Annotated in this window: 20 protein-coding genes; 6 read left to right on the forward strand and 14 right to left on the reverse strand. The window is 72.8% G+C overall.

The genetic code is table 11. The features are described 5' to 3' along the window. Positions 1-51 precede the first annotated feature (51 nt). Positions 52-393 (forward strand): GatB/YqeY domain-containing protein, encoded by a 342-nt coding sequence (locus IE153_RS04480; RefSeq protein WP_189588559.1) that lies wholly within the window; start codon positions 52-54, stop codon positions 391-393. A 4-nt stretch (positions 394-397) separates the two neighbouring features. Here IE153_RS04480 and IE153_RS04485 read toward each other — a convergent pair whose 3' ends face one another. Both IE153_RS04485 and IE153_RS04490 read right to left on the reverse strand, forming a co-directional pair. After that, positions 398-1429: an SDR family oxidoreductase gene (locus IE153_RS04485; RefSeq protein ID WP_189588428.1), complete on the reverse strand. Its 1032-nt coding sequence runs from the start codon at positions 1427-1429 to the stop codon at positions 398-400. Between the two features lie 6 nt (positions 1430-1435). Next, entirely contained in the window at positions 1436-1915 is a 480-nt protein-coding gene (locus IE153_RS04490) for a phage holin family protein (RefSeq protein WP_189588429.1), read from the reverse strand. A gap of 48 nt (positions 1916-1963) precedes the next feature. Here IE153_RS04490 and IE153_RS04495 point away from each other — a divergent pair, with 48 nt between their 5' ends. Further along, on the forward strand, positions 1964-2311 hold the full coding sequence (locus IE153_RS04495) for a VOC family protein (protein WP_189588430.1): 348 nt from the start codon (positions 1964-1966) through the stop codon (positions 2309-2311). A gap of 16 nt (positions 2312-2327) precedes the next feature. On the opposite strand, the gene IE153_RS04500 is transcribed toward IE153_RS04495, so the two are convergent. The 11 genes from IE153_RS04500 to IE153_RS04550 form a co-directional block, all read right to left on the reverse strand. Then, the gene (locus IE153_RS04500) at positions 2328-2888 is read right to left on the reverse strand and encodes a GNAT family N-acetyltransferase (protein ID WP_189588431.1); all 561 of its coding nucleotides are present in this window, start codon (positions 2886-2888) and stop codon (positions 2328-2330) included. A gap of 44 nt (positions 2889-2932) precedes the next feature. After that, positions 2933-4726 (reverse strand): CocE/NonD family hydrolase, encoded by a 1794-nt coding sequence (locus IE153_RS04505; protein WP_438817898.1) that lies wholly within the window; start codon positions 4724-4726, stop codon positions 2933-2935. A gap of 120 nt (positions 4727-4846) precedes the next feature. After that, positions 4847-5779, reverse strand: a complete 933-nt coding sequence (locus IE153_RS04510) for a S66 peptidase family protein (RefSeq protein ID WP_189588433.1) — start codon at positions 5777-5779, stop codon at positions 4847-4849. After that, positions 5776-7740, reverse strand: coding sequence for a prolyl oligopeptidase family serine peptidase (locus tag IE153_RS04515; protein WP_189588434.1), 1965 nt, complete (start codon positions 7738-7740; stop codon positions 5776-5778). The genes IE153_RS04510 and IE153_RS04515 overlap by 4 nt, the downstream gene beginning before the upstream one ends. Positions 7741-7744: 4 nt before the next feature. Next, positions 7745-9058 carry a M20/M25/M40 family metallo-hydrolase gene (locus IE153_RS04520; protein WP_189588435.1) on the reverse strand — a complete coding sequence of 438 codons (1314 nt, stop codon included), beginning with the start codon at positions 9056-9058 and terminating at the stop codon, positions 7745-7747. Next, positions 9051-9884 carry a M55 family metallopeptidase gene (locus IE153_RS04525; protein ID WP_189588436.1) on the reverse strand — a complete coding sequence of 278 codons (834 nt, stop codon included), beginning with the start codon at positions 9882-9884 and terminating at the stop codon, positions 9051-9053. The genes IE153_RS04520 and IE153_RS04525 overlap by 8 nt, the downstream gene beginning before the upstream one ends. Positions 9885-9958: 74 nt before the next feature. Next, a complete protein-coding gene (locus tag IE153_RS04530) occupies positions 9959-11056 on the reverse strand; it encodes an SGNH/GDSL hydrolase family protein (protein WP_229828742.1) in 1098 nt (365 codons plus the stop codon). Positions 11057-11165: 109 nt separating this feature from the next. After that, positions 11166-11891 (reverse strand): class I SAM-dependent methyltransferase, encoded by a 726-nt coding sequence (locus tag IE153_RS04535; RefSeq protein WP_189588438.1) that lies wholly within the window; start codon positions 11889-11891, stop codon positions 11166-11168. 122 nt (positions 11892-12013) lie between these two features. Next, complete coding sequence (locus IE153_RS04540) at positions 12014-14452, reverse strand: ATP-binding SpoIIE family protein phosphatase (RefSeq protein ID WP_189588439.1); 2439 nt, start codon at positions 14450-14452, stop codon at positions 12014-12016. A gap of 164 nt (positions 14453-14616) precedes the next feature. Continuing rightward, positions 14617-17001, reverse strand: coding sequence for an MFS transporter (locus IE153_RS04545; RefSeq protein ID WP_189588440.1), 2385 nt, complete (start codon positions 16999-17001; stop codon positions 14617-14619). Positions 17002-17159: 158 nt separating this feature from the next. Next, positions 17160-17603: an SRPBCC family protein gene (locus tag IE153_RS04550; protein ID WP_097221814.1), complete on the reverse strand. Its 444-nt coding sequence runs from the start codon at positions 17601-17603 to the stop codon at positions 17160-17162. A 169-nt stretch (positions 17604-17772) separates the two neighbouring features. Between IE153_RS04550 and IE153_RS04555 the strand changes: the two genes are divergently transcribed. The 4 genes from IE153_RS04555 to IE153_RS04570 all read left to right on the forward strand — a co-directional run bounded on the left by IE153_RS04555 (position 17773) and on the right by IE153_RS04570 (position 21561). Next, the gene (locus tag IE153_RS04555) at positions 17773-18813 is read left to right on the forward strand and encodes an Rv2578c family radical SAM protein (protein ID WP_189588441.1); all 1041 of its coding nucleotides are present in this window, start codon (positions 17773-17775) and stop codon (positions 18811-18813) included. A gap of 183 nt (positions 18814-18996) precedes the next feature. Further along, complete coding sequence (locus tag IE153_RS04560; protein WP_189588442.1) at positions 18997-20580, forward strand: alpha/beta hydrolase; 1584 nt, start codon at positions 18997-18999, stop codon at positions 20578-20580. A gap of 58 nt (positions 20581-20638) precedes the next feature. Continuing rightward, positions 20639-21037, forward strand: coding sequence for a RidA family protein (locus tag IE153_RS04565; RefSeq protein ID WP_189588443.1), 399 nt, complete (start codon positions 20639-20641; stop codon positions 21035-21037). After that, on the forward strand, positions 21034-21561 hold the full coding sequence (locus tag IE153_RS04570) for a GNAT family N-acetyltransferase (protein ID WP_189588444.1): 528 nt from the start codon (positions 21034-21036) through the stop codon (positions 21559-21561). The genes IE153_RS04565 and IE153_RS04570 overlap by 4 nt, the downstream gene beginning before the upstream one ends. Positions 21562-21628: 67 nt before the next feature. Here the strand turns inward: IE153_RS04570 and IE153_RS04575 are convergent, their stop codons facing one another. After that, positions 21629-22204, reverse strand: a complete 576-nt coding sequence (locus IE153_RS04575; RefSeq protein ID WP_189588445.1) for an adenylosuccinate lyase — start codon at positions 22202-22204, stop codon at positions 21629-21631. Positions 22205-22278 lie beyond the last annotated feature (74 nt).

Raw genomic sequence — 22278 nt, forward strand, 5'->3', positions numbered from 1 at the left:
GTCGCCCGCATGTCTGTTCGTCTACGTATGCGTGAGGCCCTGCCGGAAGCGATGCGGGCCCGGGACAAGGCCGCGGTGAGTGCCCTGCGCGCCACTCTGGCAGCGCTGGACAACGCCGAGGCGGTACCCGTCGAGGCCGTCCCCCGCGCCGGCGCCCTGGAAGCCTCCCCGGTCGGTGCCGGCGCCACCGAGGCGGCCCGGCGCGAGCTCGGAGAGCAGGACGTGGTGGGCATCGTGCGGGCCGAGGCGTCCGAACGGCTGGAGGCGGCCGCGCAGTTGACCGCGCCCGCGCATGCCGCCCGGGCCGAACGGCTCCGGGCGGAGGCGGCGGTGCTGCTGCGGTTCCTCGACGGCGCCGAAGACAAAGCCGAGGACGTCGCCGCAGACGCGTAGCGAACTAGCGGCGGGCCTGCCCGGCCAGTCTGCGGAGCGCCAGGGCGCCCGCTCCCGCGGTGAGGGCCGCGCCCAGCCGGCCGCGGTTGCGCGACAGCCACTGCTGCGGGCCGCCGGCCGTGGACTCGTCGTCGAAGCGCCCGTGCGCGCCGAAGTCCCGCCCGTGCGGGCCGTCCGCCGGGGACCAGAGGTTCGCGGGACCCTCGGGCCGGCCCTCCTCCTGCTGGGCGTCGACGTTGGTGCGGGCCAGGTAGCGGTCCAGCAGTCCGGGGATCACGGCGTTGGCGAGGAGCGTGGCGACCGTGGAGCCGCCCACCCAGTACTCCCGGCGCCGCGCGTGCGACGACGCGTGCACGATCGCCCGGGCCGCGACCTCCGGCTGGTACACGGGCGCCACGGGCCGCGCCCGCCCGGGCATCCGGTTCAGCACCCAGTCGAACTGCGGGGTGTTGAGGCCCGGCAGCTGCACCATCGTCGTCCGTACCCCGCTGCGCGCGTGCAGCAGTTCGCAGCGCAGCGACTCGTTGAATCCCTGGATCGCGTGCTTGGCGCCGCAGTACGCCGACTGCAGCGGAATGCCCCGGTAGGCGAGCGCGGAGCCGACCTGCACGATGGTGCCGCGGTCGCGCGGAAGCATGTGCCGCAGGGCTGCCCGGGTGCCGAACACATAGCCCAGGTACGTCACTTCGGTCACGCGCCGGAACTCGTCCGGGTCGACCTCCGTGAACGGCGCGAACACGCCGGTGAAGGCGTTGTTGACCCAGACGTCGATGTGGCCGTACGCGTCGGCGACCTGCTGGGCGGCGGCGTCGACGGCCTTGGCGTCGGAGACGTCCACGGGGATGACGAGCGCCTCGCCCCCGGCGCGCTCCACCTCGTCCGCCGCCGCGGCGAGTCCCTCACGCCCGCGGGCGAGCAGGGCGACCTTGTCGCCGCGGGCGGCGAAGGCCCGGACGGTGGCCCGTCCGACCCCGCCGCCGGCTCCGGTCACCACGACCACACGGCCGCGCTGGTGCGGGGGTCCTGCTGTGCGCACCCGGCATCACGCCCCGCGGTGGGGGACGTCCGGGGCCTGCGACGGTCGCGGGGGCACGGGGCCGGGGGCGTCCGCTCCGGCGGGCGGGGCCGGCGGCACGGGCGGATACGGCATGCCGCCGACCACCCCGGCCGCGGTCTGACGGGCGCTGTCCCCGCCCGGTGCCATGGCGGCCGCGTGGTCCGCTCCCGGCCGGGACGGCCGGGCCATGCCGCGCAGCACGTAGGCCAGGGCTCCCAGGATCACGGCGGTGATCAGCGCGGCCGCCCAGTCGGGCAGGCCGAGGGCGAGAGCCAGTCCCACGGCGAGCGCGAGGGCCGCGCCCGCGTACAGGGCGAGCGCGCCGGACGCGGCGTACAGCGCGGCCTTGCGGCGCTGCTTGCGCGTCTGCTCGCGCAGTTCGTCCCGCACGGTCTCGCGCGCCACCTGTGCCAGCTCGTCGACGAGATGCTTGTCCAGATGCTCCAGGTGATCCAACGGCTTCATGCCCGGCCGGGTACCCTCACCCCCGTGCGCGTAACTAGGCTCGGTGGCATGGAGATTCTGGGTGCCACACTGCGCGTCTGCGTCGACGACCTCGAGACCGCGATCCCCTTCTACGAGCGGCTGGCGGGCGGCAGCGCCCAGCGCTTCGAGCGGGGAGGTGTCCAGGTGGCGGCGATCGGCTGCTTCCTGCTGATGAGCGGTCCCCCGGCCGAACTCGAGGTACTGCGCAAGGTCGCCGCGACGATCGCCGTGACGGACGTCGAGGAGACCCACAAGGTGCTGACCGAACTGGGGGCCCACATCGTGGCGGGCCCGATCGCCTCACCGGCGGGCCGCAACCTGATCGCCCTGCATCCGGACGGCTCGATCTACGAGTACGTGGACCGCCAGGCGTAGGTGTCGCCGCCGGGGCTCAGTGCCGGCCCGGCGGGGTGATCATCTCGGTGGTGATCGCCCAGCGTTCGTGGTCGCGCCAGGCCCCGTCGACGAAGAGCATCTTCGGCGAGAAGCCCTCCAGACGGAACCCGCAGGCGCGGGCCAGGGCGACCGACGCGGCGTTCCCCGGCTGGACGTTGATCTCCAGCCGGTGCAGCCGCATCGGGCCGAACGCGTAACCCACGACGAGGTCCAGCCCTTCGCGCATCAGCCCCCGCCCGGCGGCGTGCGCGAAGGCCCCGTAGCCCAGGGCGCCGGACTGGAAGCCGCCCTCGACGATGTTGTTGATGTTGATGAACCCGCCGATGGCCCCGTCGCCCTTCTCGCAGACCAGGAAGCCGGCCTTGGAGGGGTCCACGATCAGCCGGCCCGCGTAGGCGGTGTAGGCCTGCGCCGTGGTGGGCGGGAAGAGCCACGGCTGGTGCAGGTCCTTGCTCTCCCGGGCGCGGGCGGTGAACTCGGCACCGTCCTCATAGGTGAAGTGGCGTATCCCCACCCGGGGGCCTTCGGCGAGGTGGCGGGATGCGTGGTGCGGCACCCCGCCACAGTAACCGCGCTGCCGGTGTGTCCCCAGTCGGGGCGTCAGGAGCCGGCGACCGGCAGCCGGAGCACTCCGGTGTCGCGCGGCCCGCTGACCACGGTCACCGGCTTGATCCCCCGGTTGCCGAAGTACGCGTCGTCGCTGGCGGCGATCACGAACCGCAGCCGGTGCCCGGTCTCGTACCGGTGCACGATGCCGGGCAGGGTGACGGTGAAGCTCTTGGTGACGTCCGGGACGCGCACCGGGGCGACCAGGCGGCGCACCAGGGTGCGGGTGCCGTCGGGGGCGACGTCGTAGAGCTTGGCGAACAGGACGAGCTTGTCGGCCGCGTCGGCGGAGTTCTGGGTGCGCTCGGCCTTCGGGGAGACGACCTTGAGCGTGGCCCGGGGTGCGCCGACGACGTCGAGTGGTTGCTTGAGCGGCGCGCTCGTCCAGTCGAGGTGAGTGCCCTTGGTGTCGCGCGGCGGTGTGTCCGGCAGGCCGATGAGTCCGGAGAGGGAGCCCTCCGAATGGCTCGTGGGGGTCAGCCAGTTGGTGTAGACGCGGCTGCCGCGGGCCACGTCGCCCCGGTGGTCCACGAGTTTCCCGTCACCGGACAGATACAGGGTGCGGCCGATGGCGGGGAGGCGGCTCGCGGTGGCGTAGGTGCGGTCGGGGTCGGTGATCCAGTCGCGGTGGTAGGCGAAGGCCGGTCCGGTGTCGGCGTGGGTCTGCCTGCGCAGATGGCGGTCGAACCACGCGAGGACGCGCCGGCCGACGTAGCTGGTCTCCAGGTTGCCCTGGGAGAGGTCGAGTTCACCAGTGGCCGGGCCGGTGAGGCCGCCGCTGTGGCCCCAGGACTGCCAGATCATCTTGACGGACGTACCCTGGGCCTTGAGCGTCCGGTACGTCGCCGTGGCCTCGTTGAGGTTGAACAGGGTGTCGGCCTGCCCCTGGACCAGCAGGGTGGGCGTGCGGACACGGTGGAGGTACGACACCGGGGAGACGCGGTGCGCGTAGGCCAGCAGCTCGGCGGTCCGGGCAGCCGGGTAGCTCCCGGAGTTGAGGGTGTGGACGGTCCGGCAGGCCTCGGTGACGAAGTGCAGGCAGGCCAGGGAGTTGATGCGGGACGGGTCGAGGCTCGGCTTCAGCAGCGGCTGGCCCTCGCCGATGAGGTAGAAGCCGTTCGTCCACTGCCATTTGAAGACGCCCGGGACACCGCCGCTGCCGACGGCGTTGTTGGGGTCGAGCGAGTACGCCAGGTCGTTCCAGGTGATCATCGGGACGAGCGCGTCGAGGCGGTCGTCGACGGCGGCGGTGGCGAGCTGGACGGCGCCGCCGTAGGAGCCGCCGATCATGCCGACGCGCGGGTCGCCCGGTGCGTCACGGGTGACGAAGTCCGCGGTGGTGCCGTCGTCGGCGGAGCGGGTGCCCCCCAGGAAGTCGACCAGTCGCGAGGCGGCGGCACCGTCGATGTCCGGGTCGTCGAGGGAGACGAGGCAGCCGCTGCGGCCGAAGCCGAGCCCGGAGTAGACGAGCGAGACGTAGCCGCGCTGAGCGAAGGCCTTGCCGATGGTGTCGGTCGAGCCGTCCGCCTTGCTGCCACCGAAGCCGTTCGTGCCGAGCACGGCGGGCGCCGGATGGTCGCGGTCCACGCCGCTGGGACGGTACAGGTCGGCGTCGACCGTGCAGGCGCGGCCGCCCGCCCGCACGGTGAACGTCAGCGGCGTGACGGTGTAGGCGTCGGTGGCGGTCGCGGGTGGGGTGAGGGTGAGGGGCACGGCCAGGGCGGCGCCCAGAGCGAGAGCGAGGAGTGCGCGGGTTCTGGGCACGCGTCGGGACACACGGACCTCCACGGTGAGGGCAACCCGGATACCGACCAGTAGGTACCGGCTGGTTGTCATGGTGTGACACGTGTCAAGAGCGGTCAATCACCGAAACGAGGGTTTCTTGACAGGATTTCAGTAGCGGGCCGCTCAGCTCAGGGCCGGTTCGTCCAGCCTCAACGTGCCTGTATCGGCGTCCAGTTCGGCCCCGACCCCGAGAGGCATGGTCAGCGCGCCCTCGCCGTGCCCGAACCCGAACTCCTCCACGACCGGGACGCCCAGGCCGCCGAGCCGGTCGGCGAGGACCGTACGCAACTCCGAGTACGGGCCGCACCCCGCCCAGGACCCGAGGACGATCCCGGCGACCCCGTCGAGCCAGCCGGTGCGCAGGAGTTGGGTGAGGTACCGGTCCAGGCGGTACGGGCTCTCGCCGATGTCCTCCACCAGCAACAGCCCGCCCCGCGCCCCGGGGTGGGCGTGCGGGGTGCCGAGGTCGCTCGCGAGCAGGCTGAGGCAGCCGCCCAGGGTGACGCCCCGGACGCGGCCGGGGACCAGAGCGGTGCCGCCCGGGGGCACGGCCGTGACGGTCCGCACGGACTCCGGCTCGAAAAGGGTGGCCCGCAGGTGCTCCTGGGCGCGGGCGTTCTTGAGGAAGTCGACGCCGGCGGCCGCGGGCCCGTACAGGGTGACCAGGCCCAGGCGGGTGGCGAAGGCCTGGTGCAGGACGGTGACGTCGCTGAACCCGGCGAACACCTTCGGGCCCGCCGCCCGCATCGCCGCCCAGTCGAGCAGGTCGACCATGCGCTGCGCCCCGTAGCCGCCCCGGGCGCACAGCACGGCGGCGACGGACGGATCGCACCAGGCGTTCTGGAGGTCGGCGGCGCGCTGCTCGTCCGTGCCGGCGAGGTAGTCCAATTCCCCGTGTCTGCCCAGCACATGGGGTGTCACCACGGGGTCGAGGTCCCAGCCGCGCAGGATGTCGAGCCCGGCCTGGAGCCGCTCCTCGGGCACCGGCCCGCTGGGCGCGACGACGGCGATGCGGGCGCCGGGGGCGAGCCGGGGAGGTCGGACGAGCTGGTTCACTTGCTGAGCTCCAGAGTGGGGGTGCGGGGCGGGTCCAGGCGGAACACCTGGGCGTAGAGGGAGAGTTCGGCCTCCAGGGCGCGCACCATGGTCTCCGCCCTGCGGAACCCGTGCCCCTCCCCCTCGAAGGCGAGATACGCGTGCGGCACCTTCCGGCCCTCCAGCCGGGCCAGGAACCGCTCGCACTGGACGGGCGGGCAGATCACGTCGTCGAGGCCCTGGAGCAGCAGGAACGGCACGGTGAGGCGGTCGGCGTGGGCGGCGGGCGAGCGTTCCGCGTACCGGGCGGGCACCTCGGCGAGCGGCCCGATGAGGCCCTCCAGATACCGCGACTCGAAGTCGTGGGTCTCCCCCGTGCCCCAGCCGGCCAGGTCCAGGATCGGGTACTTGATGGTGCCGCAGGCGTAAACGTCGGTGGTGGTGAGCGAGGCGGCGGCGGTCCAGCCGCCCGCGCTGCCGCCCCGGACGGCGAGCCGGCCGCGGTCGGCCGTGCCCTCGTCGGCGAGGGCCAGGGCGACGGCGGCGCAGTCCTCGACGTCGACCACGCCCCACTGCTCGCGCAGCCGCTCGCGGTAGGGGCGGCCGTACCCCGTGGAGCCGCCGTAGTTCACTTCGGCGACGCCGATGCCGCGCGAGGTGAAGTAGGCGATCTCCAGGTCGAGCACGAGCGGCGCGCGGCCGGTGGGCCCGCCGTGCGCCCAGACGACGTAGGGCGGCAGCTCGTCGCCGGGCGCGACGCAGCCGGGGTGGTGCGGCGGATAGATGTGGGCGTGGATGTCGCGCCCGTCGGGGCCGGTGAAGGTGCGGATCTGCGGCTCGGGGTAGTACGCGGGATCGACGGCGTCGTCGTGCTCGGCGCCGACCACACGGGCCCGGCCGGTGCGGGCGTCCAGCTCGACGACCTCGTAGGCGCTGCGCGGGCTGGCGCCCACGGCCACGACCCGTTCGCCGTGGGCGGCGAGGGTGGGGGCGAACTCGGTCCAGGGTCCGGCCGCGTCGACGACCTCGCCCGTCTCGGGATCGAGTACGCCGAGGGCGGTGGCGCCCCGGCCGTGCACGACGGCGATCAGACCGCTCTCCAGCGGCGTGAACCATCGCGAACCCAGCTTCCACAAGGCTCCGCCGAACTCCTCCTCGCGCGGGCACACCGGTTCCCCGTCGAGGTAGAGGTTCCACCAGCCGGTGCGGTCGCTCGCGTGCAGCAGGCGGCCGTCGTGGGTCCAGTCGGCCTGGGCGATGGCCTCGCCGGGCCCGCCGGCCACGGTCCGGGCGTCGCGCAGGGTGCCCTCGGGGGTGAGGTCGGCGAGGAGCAGTTCGGTGCCGTCCCACGGCATGCGGGGATGGTCCCAGGCGAGCCAGGCGGCCCGCCGTCCGTCGGGCGAGAGCTTCGGTCCGGTCACGAACCGGTGCCGCCCGTCGGTGAGCTCCCGTACGGCGTCCCGGTCCTCGGCGGCGGATCCGTCCAGCGGGACGGCGGCCAGGACACGGCGCACGTCGGTGGGTCCGTCACCGGTGAACTCCTCCAGTACGCACCACACTTCGCCCCGCTCGGGCAGCGGCAGCGGTTCGGCCCAGCGCAGGCCGGCTCCGACGCAGGACACGGGGGTCAGCGGTCGGGGTTCGCCGCCCGGCGCGCAGCGGTACAGCCGCTGGTCGGTGAAGTTCACGAACACCACCAGCGGACCGGTGTCCCCCGCGACGGCGGCCCACGGGTGCCCGCCGTACTCGATGACCCGGCTGCGCACGTTCCACGGTGCGGGCAGCAGCGACTCCTCCCTGCCGTCGGCGTGCCGCCGCACCAGGGTGCGCCGGCCGCCCTCGGCGGGGCGCGGCTCGGTCCACCACACCTCGTCGCCGACGAAGCCCACGTACTCCGGGTGCCCGTCGTGCGCGGCGGTCAGGGCCGCGTCGATGGGCGAGGGCCACGCCCCGTAGGCCAGCGTCCGCACCGTCTCCCCCACTCTCCTAGGCCGTCCGCAGGAACCGGTCGAGTACGCGGACACCGAAGTGCAGCGCCTCGACCGGTACCCGTTCGTCGACCCCGTGGAACATGGCCGCGTAGTCGTAGCCGTCCGGCAGCTTCAGCGGGGTGAAGCCGTAGCCGGTGATGCCGAGGCGGGAGAACTGCTTGGCGTCGGTGCCGCCGGACATGCAGAACGGCACCACGTGCCCCTCGGGCGCGAACTCCTCGATGGCGGCCCGCATGCCCGCGAAGGTCGCCGAGTCCACCGGCGACTCCAGGGCGACCTCGCGGTGGTGGAACTCCCAGTCCACGTCGGGCCCGGTGAGCCGGTCGAGGGTGCTGCGGAACTCCTCCTCGCCGCCGGGCATGTACCGGCCGTCCACGTGTGCCACGGCCTCGCGCGGAATGACGTTGACCTTGTAACCGGCGTCCAGCATGGTCGGGTTGGTGCTGTTGCGCAGGGTCGGCTCGACGAGCTTCGCGGCCGGGCCGAGCTTCTCCAGCAGCGCGTCCACGTCGGTGAGGTCGCTCTCGATGCCGTAGAGCGCGGCGAGTTCGGTCAGGGCGGCGCGCACGGTCGGGGTCAGCCTGAGCGGCCACTCGTGCGCGCCGATCCGCGCGATCGCGCCGGCGAGGCGGGTCACGGCGTTGTCGCGGTTGACCTTGGAGCCGTGCCCGGCGCGTCCGCGGGCGGTGAGCTTCACCCAGGCGGTGCCGCGTTCCCCGGCCGCGATCGGGTAGATCTGCCGCCCGTTGCCGTCGTGGAAGGTGAAGGCGCCCGACTCGCTGATCCCTTCGGTGCAGCCCTCGAACAGGCCGGGGTGCCGGTCGGCGAGGAACCCGGAGCCGTCCTCGGCGCTGGCCTCCTCGTCGGCGGTGAACGCGATGACGACGTCCCGGCGGGGCCGGACGCCCTGCCGTGCCCAGCCGCGCACGACGGCCAGGATCATCGCGTCCATGTTCTTCATGTCGACGGCGCCGCGCCCCCAGACGACCCCGTCGCGGATCTCCCCGGAGAACGGGTGCACGCTCCAGTCGGCGGCCGCCGCGGGCACGACGTCCAGATGCCCGTGGAGCAGGAGCGCCCCGGCCGAGGGGTCGGCGCCCTCGATGCGGGCGACGACGTTGGTCCGCCCCTCGGTGCGCTCCAGCAGGGTCGGTTCGATCCCGGCGTCGGCGAGCCGGGCGGCGGCGTACTCGGCGGCGGGCCGCTCCCGGCAGTCGCCCCCGCCCCGGTTGGTGGTGTCGATGCGGATGAGGTCGGACGTGTACGTCACGACCTCGTCCAGCGCCTGCTCGTCCACCTGCTCAGCCATACTGCTCCTCCACCGCGGCCGAGACGATCGTGGTGACCGCCTTGAAGGCGCGGATGCCCTCGTACATGGTCCCGCTCGTGTACGCCACCTTCCGCTCCCCGATCCGTTCCACACCCGGGACGACGGTGGCGGCCATCGCGAGGTGCTCGGCGTCGAACTCGACGGCCACGGTGAACGGGCCGCCGTGCACGGGTTCGTGACGCACCGCCAGTGCGGCGGCCTCCTTGGCCGCCGCCCGGATGTCGGCCGCGGTGCGACCGGGTGTGCGGCACACGGCCGCGTAGCGCGACACGTGGTCCTTCACCGCGACCTTCAGCGCCTCGGGTGCGTACCCGAGGGCGTCCTCGCAGGCGACGTCGTCCCCGGTGACCAGCACGACCGGCACGCCGTACTCGGCCGCGACATGGGCGTTGAGCAGCCCCTCGCTCGCCCGTACGTCGTTCAGCCACACGCCCGTGATCGAGTTGGCGAGGTAGGTGTGCGCGAGGACGCCCTCCATGCCGGCGCCCGCGTGGTAGCCGACGAACGCGATGCCGTCGATGTCTCCGTGCTGCACGCCCTCGACCATGGACAGCGCCTTGTGCCGGCCGGTGAGCATCTGGGCGCGGTCGTCGAGCTGCTCCAGCAGCAGGTTGCGCATGGTGGAGTGTGCCTCGTTGATGATCACCTCGTCGGCGCCGCCGTCGTGGAAGCCGAGGACGGCGGCGTTGACGTCGGAGGTGAACAGCGACCGGCAGCGCTCCCACTGGGAGGCGCCCGGCACCACGTCGTCGGGCCAGGTGACGCCGGTGGCGCCCTCCATGTCGGCGCTGATGAGGATTCTCATGACGAGCCGTCCAGGGCGGAGATCTTCATGGTTCGTCACGTTACGCGCTGTGGGCGGAACGGGCTACGAGGTGGTCACCATCGGATCGGCAGGTCGGCGACGAGCGCCGTGAGGCGGTCGGCCAGGAGGCGGTGGTCACGGGCCGAGTAGTGCCAGTGGCAGCCTGTGTAGTCGAGGCCGGTGGCATCGAGGGGCCAGTAGCGGACCCGGCGGTCGCCCGCGCCGGTGCGTTCCCGGACGACGTGTTCGACATGGCCGGCGAACGGGCCCGTGCCGACGGCCAGGAGGGTCGTCGAGGCCCCGTAGCGCTGCCGTAGTTTCGCGAGGAAGCCGCTGTAGGCGCTGCGGTAGGCGGCCGCGAGGCTCTCGTCCGTCCAGGGCTCGCCCGGGTTGACCGGGGTGGAGAAGTCGTTCGTTCCGAGGTGGACCACCACGAGCTGCGGCCGCCAGGTGCCGGGGTTCTGCCAGACGTCGCCGGGCACGTTCAGCAGCGCACGGTCGTAGAAGGTGCGGTAGTTCACCTCCGGCGAGCCTCCGTTGTAGTTGCGGACCATGCCCTGGCCCGAGTACGCGTTGAGCTGGTAGTCGGCGCGCAGCCCCCGGGCGGTGAGGGCGCCGTAGCTCACGTCGGCGTTCGTGGTGCGCCTCAGCTGCTCGCCGTCGCAGTCGCGGGAGGTGGAGAGGTTGCCGTACCCGGCCGTGAGGGAGTCGCCGATGAACTCGACCTGGCGGCTGCGGGCGGCGGGCCGGGCCAGGACGGCACCGCCGGGTGCGGCGACGAAGCCGCCGAAGGAGCTGGTGCTCCACGGGGTGTCGTTGCGCTTGACGAGCCGGACGGTGTGCACGCCGTCGCGCAGACCCCTGACCCAGTGGGTGGTCTTCCCCGGCGTGACGAGGGTCGCGACGGTGGCCCCGTCGACCTGGACGTCGTAGTCGGCGGCCGGATCGTCGAGCACGACGCCCACGCCGGTGCCCCGGATCCGGCCCTCGAAGTAGACGCCGGGCCAGCTGTACTGCAGCACGTCACCGGCGTCCTTGACCCGCCCCGCGGTGTGCACGCCGTCCCGTACCGCGCGGGGTTCCGGTGCGGCGACGGTCGTGACGGCGGCCGTGCCGACCAGCACCGTCGAGACCGCTGACGCGACCAGTATCCGTAACCAGGGCATCGGCATGGCTGTCCTCCGCGAGGGCGAGGGAGGTGCACGGGACGGGGGCAGAGTGACCGTACACCGACAAATCCGTCGCCCACCAGACCACGCCCCACGCCCCCGGCCGCTCGCCTCAGGCCGTGCGCCCCGCCACCAGCCAGGTGGAGGGCAGCTCGATGCGCGTGCCGTCCGGGCGGTACTCCGTGGTCCTCAGCGGCAGCCGGCCGCTCGCCAGGACGGTGAGACCGGCCGAGCGCAGATACTCGGGCACGGCCTCGTCCGAGACGTCGCCGGGAGTGAGGCCGTGCCGGAAGACCGGTGCGAGCTTGGGCGGCGGGCCGTCCGGGCCGCCCGCCAGACCCGTCAGGACCTGTTTCGCGGCGCCCGAGAGCTCCACCAGGCAGGCCCGGCCCCGGTCGCCGACCAGCGTGGCGATCCCGTCGACGAGGGACTGCCGGTCGTCCGGCTCGCACTGGTGCAGGACGCCCCGCACATAGACGTTGGTGTCGCCGAGCTCCGCGTGCAGGGCCTGGGCCTCGTCCTTCCCGGCGGCGTCCAGCTGCCGGTAGGCGGCCTGACCCGCCGGGTCGGAGCGCCGGGCGTGGTCGAGGGCCGCGGCGGACAGGTCGACGCCCAGGACCCGCGGGAAACGGTCGGCGAGATAGCGGGTCTGGGTGCCGTTGCCGCAGCCGAGGTCCACCATCGGCAGTGCGGGATCGGCCAGGTACGGCTCGAACAGGGCGAGATGCGGGCCCACGGTCAGGACCGGTTCCGCGTCCCAGAACACCGCCCCCGGTTCGGCGGGCGCCTCCCGCCAGAACGCCTCCCACGCCTCCCGGTACCGACTCGTCACGCTCATGGCCCACTCCCCAGGGTGCGAACGAATCCCGCCATGCGGCGGGCGAGTACGGTGTATCGCGCCCCGGCCCCGGCCACAAGAACGCGGCACGTACCTTCACGCCCCGTTCGGCGCGGGGGTGTTCAGCGGCGCGGCAGCGTCAGCTCGAACCACACCGTCTTGCCGCTCTTGGTCCGGCTGGTCCCCCACTCGCGGGACAGCGTGCTGACGACGCGCAGACCGCGTCCCGCCTCGTCGAGCGGGCCCGCGCTGAGCAGGGTCGGCAGCTCGTGGTCGTCGTCGTCCACCTCGCACAGCAGGGTGTCGCCGCGGACCAGACGCAGTGCGACGGGCCGGGCGTGCGAGTGCCGTACGGCGTTGGTGACGAGTTCGCCGGCCATCAGCTCGGCGGGCGCGACGAGTTTCGCCAGGCCCCACTCGTGCAGTTGCTCGCGCACCGCCGCGCGGGCCCGGCTCACCTCGGACGGGTCGAGGGCGAGGCGCCATTCGGCCACGTCGTCCGGCTCGATGCCGCCCAGGCGGGCCATCAGCAGCGCCACGTCGTCCTTGCGGCCGCCGCGACCCGCTTCGGCAAATGTCACAGCCAGGGCGCGGATGATGGTGTCGCAGGCGTCGTCCATGGAGGCGGCCGGGTGAGCGGCCGACTCGCAGAGCGTCGCAAGGCCCACGCCGATGTCCTCGCCGCGCACCTCGACCAGTCCGTCGGTGCACATCACCAGCCGGTCGCCGGGCTCGACGCGCACCCGGATCGCCTCGAAGGGCACTCCCCCGACTCCGATGGGCGCGCCCGTGGGCAGGTCCAGCAGTTCGCTGCGGCCGTCGTCGGCACGGACCAGGACGGGCGGGATGTGCCCGGCGTTGGCGAGGTGGAGTTGGCTCGCGATCGGGTCGTAGACGGCGTAGAGGCAGGTCGCGAGGTAGCTGTCGCCGAGGCGCTGTGCGAGGTCGTCGAGGTTGCGCAGCAGCTGGGCGGGCGGCAGGTCGAGCCCGGCCATGGTCTGCACGGCCGTCCGCAACTGGCCCATCATCGCGGCCGAGTTCAGGCCGTGGCCCATGACGTCGCCGACGACGAGGGCCGTGCGCCCGCCGTGCAGCTTCACCGCGTCGAACCAGTCACCGCCGACCCGCCCGAGCAGCGTGCCGGGCAGATAGCGGGTGGCGATGTCGCAGCCGGTCATGCGGGGCGGGATGTGCGGGAGCATGCTGTCCTGGAGCGTCTCGGCGACGTTCTCCTGGAAGGTGTACATGCGCGCGTTGTCCAGTACGAGGCCCGCGCGGGCCGCGAGTTCGGCGCCGGTGACGCGGTCCATGTCGTTGAAGACGGGCCGCTCCGGGTGCCGCAGCAGGATCATGAAGCCGAGGACGACGTTGCGGGCCTTCAGCGGCACGACCAGCATCGAGCGGCCGGTGATGAGGGGCCGGATGTCGCGCTTCTCGAACTGCGCGGCGATGGCGTGCCCCATCTCCTCGCTGATGCGCGGCACGAGGACGGGTTCGCCGCTGGTCATGCACTGGAAGAACGGCGTGTGCGCCGGGAACGGCATGGCCTCGCCGACGGGGACGACGTCGTCCCAGCGGCCCGGTTCGTCGGTGTGTTCCAGAGCGACCCGGTGCCACATCGTGGTGGTGTCGGGCACGCCGTCCTCGAACCCCTCGCCGGCGACGACCTGTTCCCGCAGGTACGTCCCGGCGACATCGGTGAAGCGGGGCACGACGGCCCTGCTGACCTCGATGATCGTCCGGGACAGGTCGAGGGAGGTGCCGATGCGGCCGCTGACCTCGTTGAGGAACTCCAGGCGCTCACGGACGGCGGCGTACTCGAGGTCCTCGCCCTCGTCCCGCAGTTCCGCCGGCACGGGCTCGCCGGCGGCCAGGGCCCGCGCGGCCCGGTCGCGGCGTGCCTTGCGTTCGGCGCGCCGGGCGACGCCCCAGTCGGGGGTGACGGGCACCCGGTCGTTCTGACTGAACTCCAGGACGGGATAGCCGAGTTCGAGGATCTGCGCGACGATGCGGGCGCTCTCGCCGACGCTCATGCTGGGCAGGATCTCGGGGAGCCGGCGGGCGAGGTCCTCCGCCCCGGGGAAGTCGGTGTGCAGCGCGAAGCCGGGCGCGATCCGCTCGCCCGCCCCGCTGCCCGCGCGCAGTCCCTCGGCGTCGGCGGCCAGCACGAGCAGCCGCTCGGGCCCGGGGCCCACCAGCGGGTAGGCCCACCACAGGACGTCGACCCGGCCGTCCCCGGAGGCGGTGAGCCGGGCGCGGCCCGCGGCCGGGTAGGAGAGCCCGCCGTCGAGGGAGGATTCGAGGTCGGGGCCGAGACCGTCACCGGCGGCGTACGGGGTGGTGTCCCGCTCGTCGGGCAGGGCGCCGGAGACGGGGAGCAGGTCGAGGGCGGTGCGGCCGATCGCCTCGTCCTTGGGGACACCGAACAGGCGCCGTGCGCCGCGGCTCCAGTGGGACACGAGGCCGTCGCGGTCGACCACGACGACGGCCAGGGGGACGCGGCCGGGCGCGGCGGGTTCGCTCACCGTGCCCTGCCCAGCCCTGTCGGTGCCATGGTCCATGGCCAGGCCCTCTCTCCCCACGGACGCAAGATCTGTGCCGGTGTCTCCACCGTACGGCTCCCGCCGGTGGCGATGTGAGGCAATGCGGGAATTGCCCGCGCGGGGTTCGCACCGGCGCACGACCCCGCGTGCCGCTGCTCGTTCAGCCTGCGGCCGGTGCCCGTTCAGTCCTCGTGGCTCAGCTGGAGATCCCGCTCGGTACGGCCTCCTCCGGCGACCTGGAGCACGGTGGCGACGGGCGGGTATCCGGCGGCGATGACGGTGTACTCGCCGGAGGACAGGTCGACGAAGCGGAACGTGCCGTCGGCGCCCGTGGTGAGGGTGTCGACGACGTTGCCCGCCACGTCGAGCAGCGTCACGCGCGCGTCCTCGACGGGCCTGCCGCCGCCTGCCCGGACGGTGCCGCGCAGCACGGCTCCGCCGGCCAGTTCGATGTCCCGGCGGGTCTCGCGTGCGGCCTGGACGGTGACGGGGAGCGCGGCCGGGCGGAAGGCGGGCGCACTGGCCGCGAGGGTGTACTCGCCGGCGACGAGCTCGGTGATGACGTAGCCGCCCTCCCGGCCGCTGCGGGTGGTGGCGACGACCTCGCCGTGCACGTTGGTGAGCGTGACGGTGGCGTCCCGCACGGGCGTGCCGTCGGCGGTGACCACGGTGCCGATCAGGTTTCCGGCGCCGCCGAGGACGATGTCGAGCTCGACGGGGCGTTCGCCGACGGTCACGGTGACCGCCTGCGGCTGATGGCCGCCCGCCGCGGCGATCAGCACGTACGAGCCCGGGCCCGGGGTGGCGAGCGCGTAGCGCCCGTCCTCGCCGCTCGCGCCGCGCCCGGTCTGCTGCCCGGTGACGTCGATGAGCGTGAGCGCCGCGCGGGGCACGACGGTCCCGTCAGGGTGCTGCACCGAGCCGCACACGGGCACGCCCGCGGCGTGCGCGGCGCGGGCCTGCGGGACCGGGGCCGTCCCCGGCGCCGTGCCCGGGTCGGTGACGGAGGCGTTGTGGGACACCAGGGGTTGCTCCTTGAGGAAGAGGGCGATGACCAGTCCGAGGACGAGCACCGGCACCAGGTAGAGGAAGATCCGCGGCATGGCGTCGGCGTACGCCCGGATGTAGTCGTCCCGCAGGGCCGGGGGCAGCGCGTGCACGAGCTGCGGGGTGAGGGACTCGGGGTCCGGCAGCCCGGCCCTTGGGGGAAGCCGGTCGGCGAGGGCGTCGGCGAGCCGGTCGGCGAACAGGGTGCCGAAGACGGCGGCTCCGACGCTGCCGCCGATCTGCCGGAAGTAGTTGTTGGCGCTGGTGGCGGTGCCGAGGTCGGCGGGGCGCACGGAGTTCTGCACGGCGAGGATCAGCACCGGCATCACCATGCCGATGCCGGCGCCGAGGACGGCCATCCAGATGCTGTAGTGCAGCCGGGGCGTGCCGACCTCCAGGCGCGACAGCAGCCACATGCCGGTGACGGAGAGGGCGCCGCCGAGGATCGGGTAGGCCTTGTAGCGGCCGGTGTGGCTGATGAGCTGGCCGGCGATGATCGAGGCGCCGACGATGCCGGCCATCATCGGCAGCATGAGCAGGCCCGACTCGGTGGCGGAGGCCCCGTCGACCATCTGCAGGTACGTCGGCAGATAGCTGGCGGCGCCGAACAGGCCCACCCCGATCACCAGGCCGACCAGGCCGGTGACGTTGAAGACGGAGTCCCTGAACAGCCTGAGGGGGATGAGGGGTTCGACGGCGAAGTGCTCGACGACGAGGAAGAGGACGGTCGCCGCCGCCGCTCCGGCCGCGAGGCCGAGGATCATGCGCGAGTCCCAGGCGTACTCGGTGCCGCCCCAGCTGGTCAGCAGGACCAGGCAGGTGGAGGCGGCGGTCAGCAGCAGCGCGCCGAGGACGTCCAGCCGGGCCCGGACGGCCGGCTTGGGGAGTTTCAGCGTGACGGCGACGACGGCCAGGGTGACCAGACCGAAGGGGACGTTGACGTAGAAGCACCAGCGCCAGGAGAGGTGGTCCGTGAAGTAGCCGCCGAGCAGCGGTCCGGCCACGGAGGCGAGGCCGAAGGCGGCGCCGATCAGGCCCATGTAGCGGCCGCGCTGCCGGGGCGGCACGATGTCCGCGATGATCGCCTGGACGCCGATCATGAGGCCGCCCGCGCCGACGCCCTGCAGGGCGCGGAAGGCGATCAGCTGGTCCATGGTCTGAGCCCGGCCCGCGAGCGCGGAGCCGGCGACGAAGACGACGATCGCGAACTGGAAGACGCCCTTGCGGCCCAGCAGGTCGCCGAGCTTGCCGTAGATCGGCAGTCCGACGGTGGCGGTGAGCAGGTAGGCGGTGATCGCCCAGGACATCCGGTCCAGGCCGTGCAGTTCACCGACGATCTTCGGCAGCGCGGTGGCGACGATCATCTGCTCCAGGGCGGCCAGGAGAAGGGCCAGCATGAGAGCGAAGAAGACCAGCCGCACCCGGCGCGGGCTCGGTCCGGTGTCCGGATCCGGCAGGGGTGCGGGGGTGTCGGGGGGCGCTACCGCCGGTTCGTCCTGCGCCAGAGTGATCCCGCCCACTCACCGCTCCCCTCGTCGCGCTGCCGCACAATTCCCGCGTAAAAGCGACAACTACGAGCAAGCGCGACGAGTTACGGCACAGGAGCGAGCCGTACGGAGATCACTCGAACCGGTGAGGGGGGGGCAACAGCCCCTGAGTATCTGAACCTTGGGGCGGGCTACTTCTCGACCTCGGCGGCGAGCTTGGCGAGCATCGCGTCGTAGATCCGGCCGAGGCCCTTGGGCGCGAAGGTCTTCTCGAAGAAGCCTCCGATGCCGCCGGCACCGGTCCAGGTGGTGGTGACGACGACCCGGGACTTGCCCTCGCCGGCCGGGGTGACCCGCCAGGTGGTGACCATGGAGGAGTTGCGGTCCTTCTCGACCAGCTCGCCGTCGGTGGGCTCGCTCACCTCCAGGAGGCAGTCGCGCACACGCTTGCTGGTGGCCTGGAGCTTCCAGTGGACGAGGGTGCCCTCGCCGTCACCGCCCTCCCGGACCTCGTACTCGCTGAACTGCTCGGGCAGCAGCTTCGCGCGCGTGCCGCTGTAGTCGGCGAGGGCGTCGAACACCGTCTCCGCGTCCGCCGCGACGATCCGCTCCGTAGTGGCCTCGACCTGCGCCATCGCTTTCCTCCAGGACTGGTTGCTCGGGGGTCGGGGCAAGCCAACCACCCCGCCGCCCGGCCCCCCAAATCGGGGTGGCGCAACCCGGTCGAACACGTTCGGAAAACACCCTCGCACGATCAAGGGAACATGTGTTCTATTCTGTGGTCAGTGCTACCGAGGAGGCGTCATGCGCTGGGAGAACCTCACATCGGACTCCGAACACAGCCGGGCCGATGCCGCGCTGTTCGGCGCGGACGCGGTCACGACCCGCACGTTCGACACTCCGGAGTTCAGCGGGATCACCTTCCACGAGGTCCGGGCCCGTTCGATCATCAACCGGGTGCCGGCGGTCTCACGGATGTCGTTCCAGTGGACGGTCAATCCCTATCGGGGCTGCTCGCACGCGTGCGTGTACTGCTTCGCGCGCAAGACGCACAGTTACCTGGACCTCGACACGGGCCTCGGCTTCGACAGCCAGATCGTCGTCAAGACCAACGCGCCGGAGCTGCTGCGCCGGCAGCTCGGCTCGCGCCGCTGGCAGGGCGAGCACATCGCGATGGGCACCAACGTCGACTGCTACCAGCGCGCCGAGGGCCGCTACCGCCTGATGCCGGGCATCATCGCGGCGCTGCGCGACCACGCGAACCCCTTCTCGATCCTGACCAAGGGCACGCTCATCCTGCGCGACCTGGACCTGATCACACAGGCGGCGCAGGTGACCGACGTCGGCGTCTCCGTGTCGGTCGGCTTCACCGAGCAGGAGCTCTGGCGCACCGTAGAGCCCGGCACGCCCGCGCCGGAGCGGCGCCTGGAGGTCGTGCGCACCCTGGCCGAACACGGCGTCGGCTGCGGGGTGCTGATGGCGCCGGTGATCCCGTTCCTGAGCGACACGCCCGCCCAACTCCGCGCCACCGTACGGTCGATCGCGGCATCCGGCGCCACGTCCGTGACGCCGCTGGTGCTGCATCTGCGGCCCGGCGCCCGGGAGTGGTTCATGGCCTGGCTGGAGCAGCACCACCCGTACCTGGTGGCCCGTTACCAGCGGTTGTACGCGGAGGGCTCCTACGCCCCGAAGTGGTACCAGCGGCGGATCACCCGTCAGGTGCACGAGCTGGCCGAGGAGTACGGCATCGGGCCCACGCGCGCGGGGATGCCGCGGCGGATCCGGCCCTCCGAGGCGGCCGAGGAGCCGCCGGTGACGGGACCGACCCAACTCTCGCTCCTCTAGGAGAATTCGAGCCACTCCAGGAGCACGCGAGACCTGCGCCCCATGGCGAGCATTCGAGCGCATCTGAGATCCAATCGGGTCATGAGCTTTACCGAATGAGTTCTTCCAGGACCGGTTTCCGGGACGATGCGGCGAGGACGGCGACCCTCGCGGTCCTCCATCCCGCCGTCCTGGGAGGACTCCGTGAGAAAACGCGCAGCCGCGCTGTGCGGCGCCGCCGTCGTCATGGCCGGGACCTTCACGGCCGTTCCCGCCGAGGCGAGCGCACCCAGCACCGCGACCAGCACCATCCAGGCCGCGAAGCTCACCTGGAAGAGCTGCGCCACCAAGAACTACCCGACGCTGCAGTGCGCGTCCCTGAAAGTGCCGCTCGACCACCGCAGGCCGCACGGGGAGAAGATCACCCTCGCCCTGTCCCGCGTCCCGCACACAGCCCGGGCCTACCAGGGCCCGCTGCTGGTCAACCCCGGGGGCCCCGGCGGCAGCGGCCTGACGCTCGCCGGGTTCGTCGCGCGCTCGCTGCCGGCGAAGGTCGCGGCCCGGTACGACGTCATCGGCTTCGACCCGCGCGGCGTGGGAGCGAGCAAGCCCGCGCTGGACTGCAGGCCGGGGCACTTCGCCCCGGTCCGCCCGAACTCCCTGCCGACGACGCCCGCGATCGAGAAGGCCAACCTCGCCCGCGCCAAGTCCTTCGCCGCCGCCTGCGGCAAGAAGTACGCGCACCTGCTGCCGTACATCGACACCGCCGGCGTCGTCCGCGACATGGACGCGATCCGGCAGGCCCTGGGCGCGAAGAAGATCAACTACTTCGGCTACTCGTACGGCACCTACCTGGGCGCCGTCTACGCCAGGTTCTTCCCCGAGCGGGTCCGGCGCCTGGTCCTGGACTCCGTCGTCGACCCGACGGACGTCTGGTACGAGGCCAACCTCAACCAGGACGTGGCCTTCAACGACCGCCACCGCGCCTTCCTGGCCTGGGTCGCCGAGCACGACGGCACGTACGGGCTGGGCACCGATCCTGAGAAGATCGAGGCCACATGGTACGCGATGCGCGCGACCCTCGCCAGGAAGCCGGCCGGCGGCACGGTGGGCGCCTCCGAGCTGGAGGACACCTTCCTCCCGGGCGGCTACTACAACGGCTACTGGCCGATCCTCGCGGAGGCGTTCGCGGCGTACGTGCACGACAAGGACCCCGAGCCGCTGGTCGAGGCATACGAGGACTTCGGCGCGGTCGACGCCTCCGGCGACAACGGCTACAGCGTCTACACCTCGGTACAGTGCCGGGACGCCGGCTGGCCGCGCGACTGGCGGCGGTGGCGTGAGGACAACTGGGCGGTCTACGAGAAGGCGCCGTTCATGACCTGGAACAACGCCTGGTACAACGCGCCGTGCGCGTTCTGGCCGACGGACTCGCTGCGCCCGGTGAACGTGGCCAACGGCCAGCTGCCGCCGGTCCTGCTGTTCCAGGCGACCGGTGACGCGGCCACGCCGTACGAGGGCGGTGTCACCGTGCATCGCCTGCTGGCCCGTTCCAGCCTGGTGGTCGAACAGGGCGGCGGCAACCACGGCATCACTCTGAGCGGCAACGCCTGCCTGGACAAACACCTGGCGGCGTATCTGACGGACGGCACCGTGCCGCGCGGGTACGGCGAGGCGGACGCGGTGTGCGAGGCGCTGCCGGATCCGAAGCCCGCGGCGGCCGGGACGGCGGCGTCGGCCCCGTCGAACGGCTCGGCGCTGCACGGCCTGCTCGGCTTCCGGCACTGAGCGGGCTGACGAGACGCCTGGGGCGGGGAGTGTCAGTCCCGTGGTCCACCATGAACCCATGAGTGAGCTGACGAGAATTCCCGCCCCCGACGGCGTCGCCGCCGCGGCCCAGTACAGCCATGTCGTCCTGGGCACCGGCCGTTTCGTGGCGATCGCCGGTCAGCTCGCGCTCGACGAGCGCGGGCGGCCGGTCGGCGAAGGCGATCCGGCGGCGCAGGCGCGCCAGGTCTTCGAGAACCTCCGGCGCTGTCTGGCGGCCGCCGGCGCGACCTTCGAGGACGTCGTCAAACTCACCTACTTCGTCACGGACATGGCCCATATGCCGGCCGTCCGCGCGGCGCGCGCCGAACACATACCCGACGACCGGCTGCCCGCCGCTTCGGCGGTGCAGGTCGCCGCGCTGGTCCGGCCCGAGTGCCTCATCGAGGTCGAGGCGTTCGCGGTGGTCGCGCCATGAGGGGCCCGCGGATACGGGAGATGACGCTCGCCGACTGCGAGGGCGTCGCGGAGGTCCGTGTCGGCGGCTGGCGCAGCGCCTACCGGGGCCTGATGCCGCAGTCCTACCTGGACCGGCTCAGCGTCGAGGAGGACGCCGAGTGGCGTCGTACGCACCTCGCGCAGGCTGACGGCAGTGTGGTGAACCTGGTCGCCGAGGACACCGGTGGCGAGATCGTCGGCTGGGCGTGCCACGGCCCGTACCGGGACGGGGAAGTCCGCACCGAGGACGCCGAGTTGTACGCCATCTACGTGCACCCGGATCAGGTGGGGCGGGGCGTGGGGCGGGCGCTGCTCACGGAGTCGGTCGCGCGCTGTTCCGCCGCGGGCCACGGCCGTCTCCTGCTGTGGGTGCTCAAGGAGAACGACCGGGCCCGCCGCTTCTACGAACGGGCCGGCTTCCGGGCGGACGGCGCCGAGGAGCCCTTCGAGGTGGACGGGGTCGCGGTCCCCGAGGTGCGGTACACCAGGCCCCTCGCCCGCTGACGTCGCGGTAGGGCGGGCTCCTCCCCCTGCTGACGTCGCGGTACGGCGGGCCCCTCCCGCGCTGTCGTCACCTCTGCTTCGGGATCCGCCCCAGCGCCCGCACCGCCGCCTCGGCCAGCGCCGGATGCGCGAGCGCCTCGTTCAGGACGGCTCTGGCCCGGGCGTCGCCCAGCGCCCCGAGTCCGTCCACGCAGGCCAGCGCCACGCGGCGGTACGGGTCGTGCGGGCGCAGCCGCCGCTGGAGCGTGGTGATCAGCGCGGGCACCGCCTCCGGGGCACGCAGCTCGACCAGGAGCCGCACCGGGTGCAGGGCGTAGGCGACGCGCAGTTCGTTGGTGGCGAGGGCGGCGGCCGCGCGGGCGGTGCGCGGATCTCCCAGCCGGGCCAGGGCATGGGCGGCGGAGGCACAGCGCGGGGGGTCACGGTGGTTGAGCAGCAGCACCAGGGCCTCGAAGGCCCGCGGGTCCCGCGCGAGCCCCAGCCGGAACGCGGCCAGCTCCCTCGCCCACAGGTGCTGACCGGGTTCGGTCAGCGCCGCCGCCAGGGCGTCGAGGTCGTCGGTCGCCACGAGCCGCTCGAACGCGGGCGGCGCCCCGGACTCCTGCCGTAAGCGCTCCGTGAGTGATCGCAACTCTTCGTCCATGACTCAGAGGTTAGGGGCGGCGCGAGCTGCGCGGGACGTACATCACAAACCCGGGGGCTGGCGCGCTCGTTACC

This window comes from Streptomyces massasporeus, from assembly GCF_014648995.1.
GTDB classification, from domain to species: domain Bacteria; phylum Actinomycetota; class Actinomycetes; order Streptomycetales; family Streptomycetaceae; genus Streptomyces; species Streptomyces massasporeus.

Bases quoted from the DNA above. Each gene is read 5' to 3' on its own strand.
- IE153_RS04480 (WP_189588559.1), top strand. From the start codon at position 52: ATGCGGGCCCGGGACAAGGCCGCGGTGAGTGCCCTGCGCGCCACTCTG.
- IE153_RS04490 (WP_189588429.1), bottom strand. From the start codon at position 1,915: ATGAAGCCGTTGGATCACCTGGAGCATCTGGACAAGCATCTCGTCGAC.
- IE153_RS04495 (WP_189588430.1), top strand. From the start codon at position 1,964: ATGGAGATTCTGGGTGCCACACTGCGCGTCTGCGTCGACGACCTCGAG.
- IE153_RS04520 (WP_189588435.1), bottom strand. From the start codon at position 9,058: ATGGCTGAGCAGGTGGACGAGCAGGCGCTGGACGAGGTCGTGACGTAC.
- IE153_RS04525 (WP_189588436.1), bottom strand. From the start codon at position 9,884: ATGAGAATCCTCATCAGCGCCGACATGGAGGGCGCCACCGGCGTCACC.
- IE153_RS04530 (WP_229828742.1), bottom strand. From the start codon at position 11,056: ATGCCGATGCCCTGGTTACGGATACTGGTCGCGTCAGCGGTCTCGACG.
- IE153_RS04535 (WP_189588438.1), bottom strand. From the start codon at position 11,891: ATGAGCGTGACGAGTCGGTACCGGGAGGCGTGGGAGGCGTTCTGGCGG.
- IE153_RS04540 (WP_189588439.1), bottom strand. From the start codon at position 14,452: ATGGACCATGGCACCGACAGGGCTGGGCAGGGCACGGTGAGCGAACCC.
- IE153_RS04550 (WP_097221814.1), bottom strand. From the start codon at position 17,603: ATGGCGCAGGTCGAGGCCACTACGGAGCGGATCGTCGCGGCGGACGCG.
- IE153_RS04555 (WP_189588441.1), top strand. From the start codon at position 17,773: ATGCGCTGGGAGAACCTCACATCGGACTCCGAACACAGCCGGGCCGAT.
- IE153_RS04565 (WP_189588443.1), top strand. From the start codon at position 20,639: ATGAGTGAGCTGACGAGAATTCCCGCCCCCGACGGCGTCGCCGCCGCG.
- IE153_RS04570 (WP_189588444.1), top strand. From the start codon at position 21,034: ATGAGGGGCCCGCGGATACGGGAGATGACGCTCGCCGACTGCGAGGGC.
- IE153_RS04575 (WP_189588445.1), bottom strand. From the start codon at position 22,204: ATGGACGAAGAGTTGCGATCACTCACGGAGCGCTTACGGCAGGAGTCC.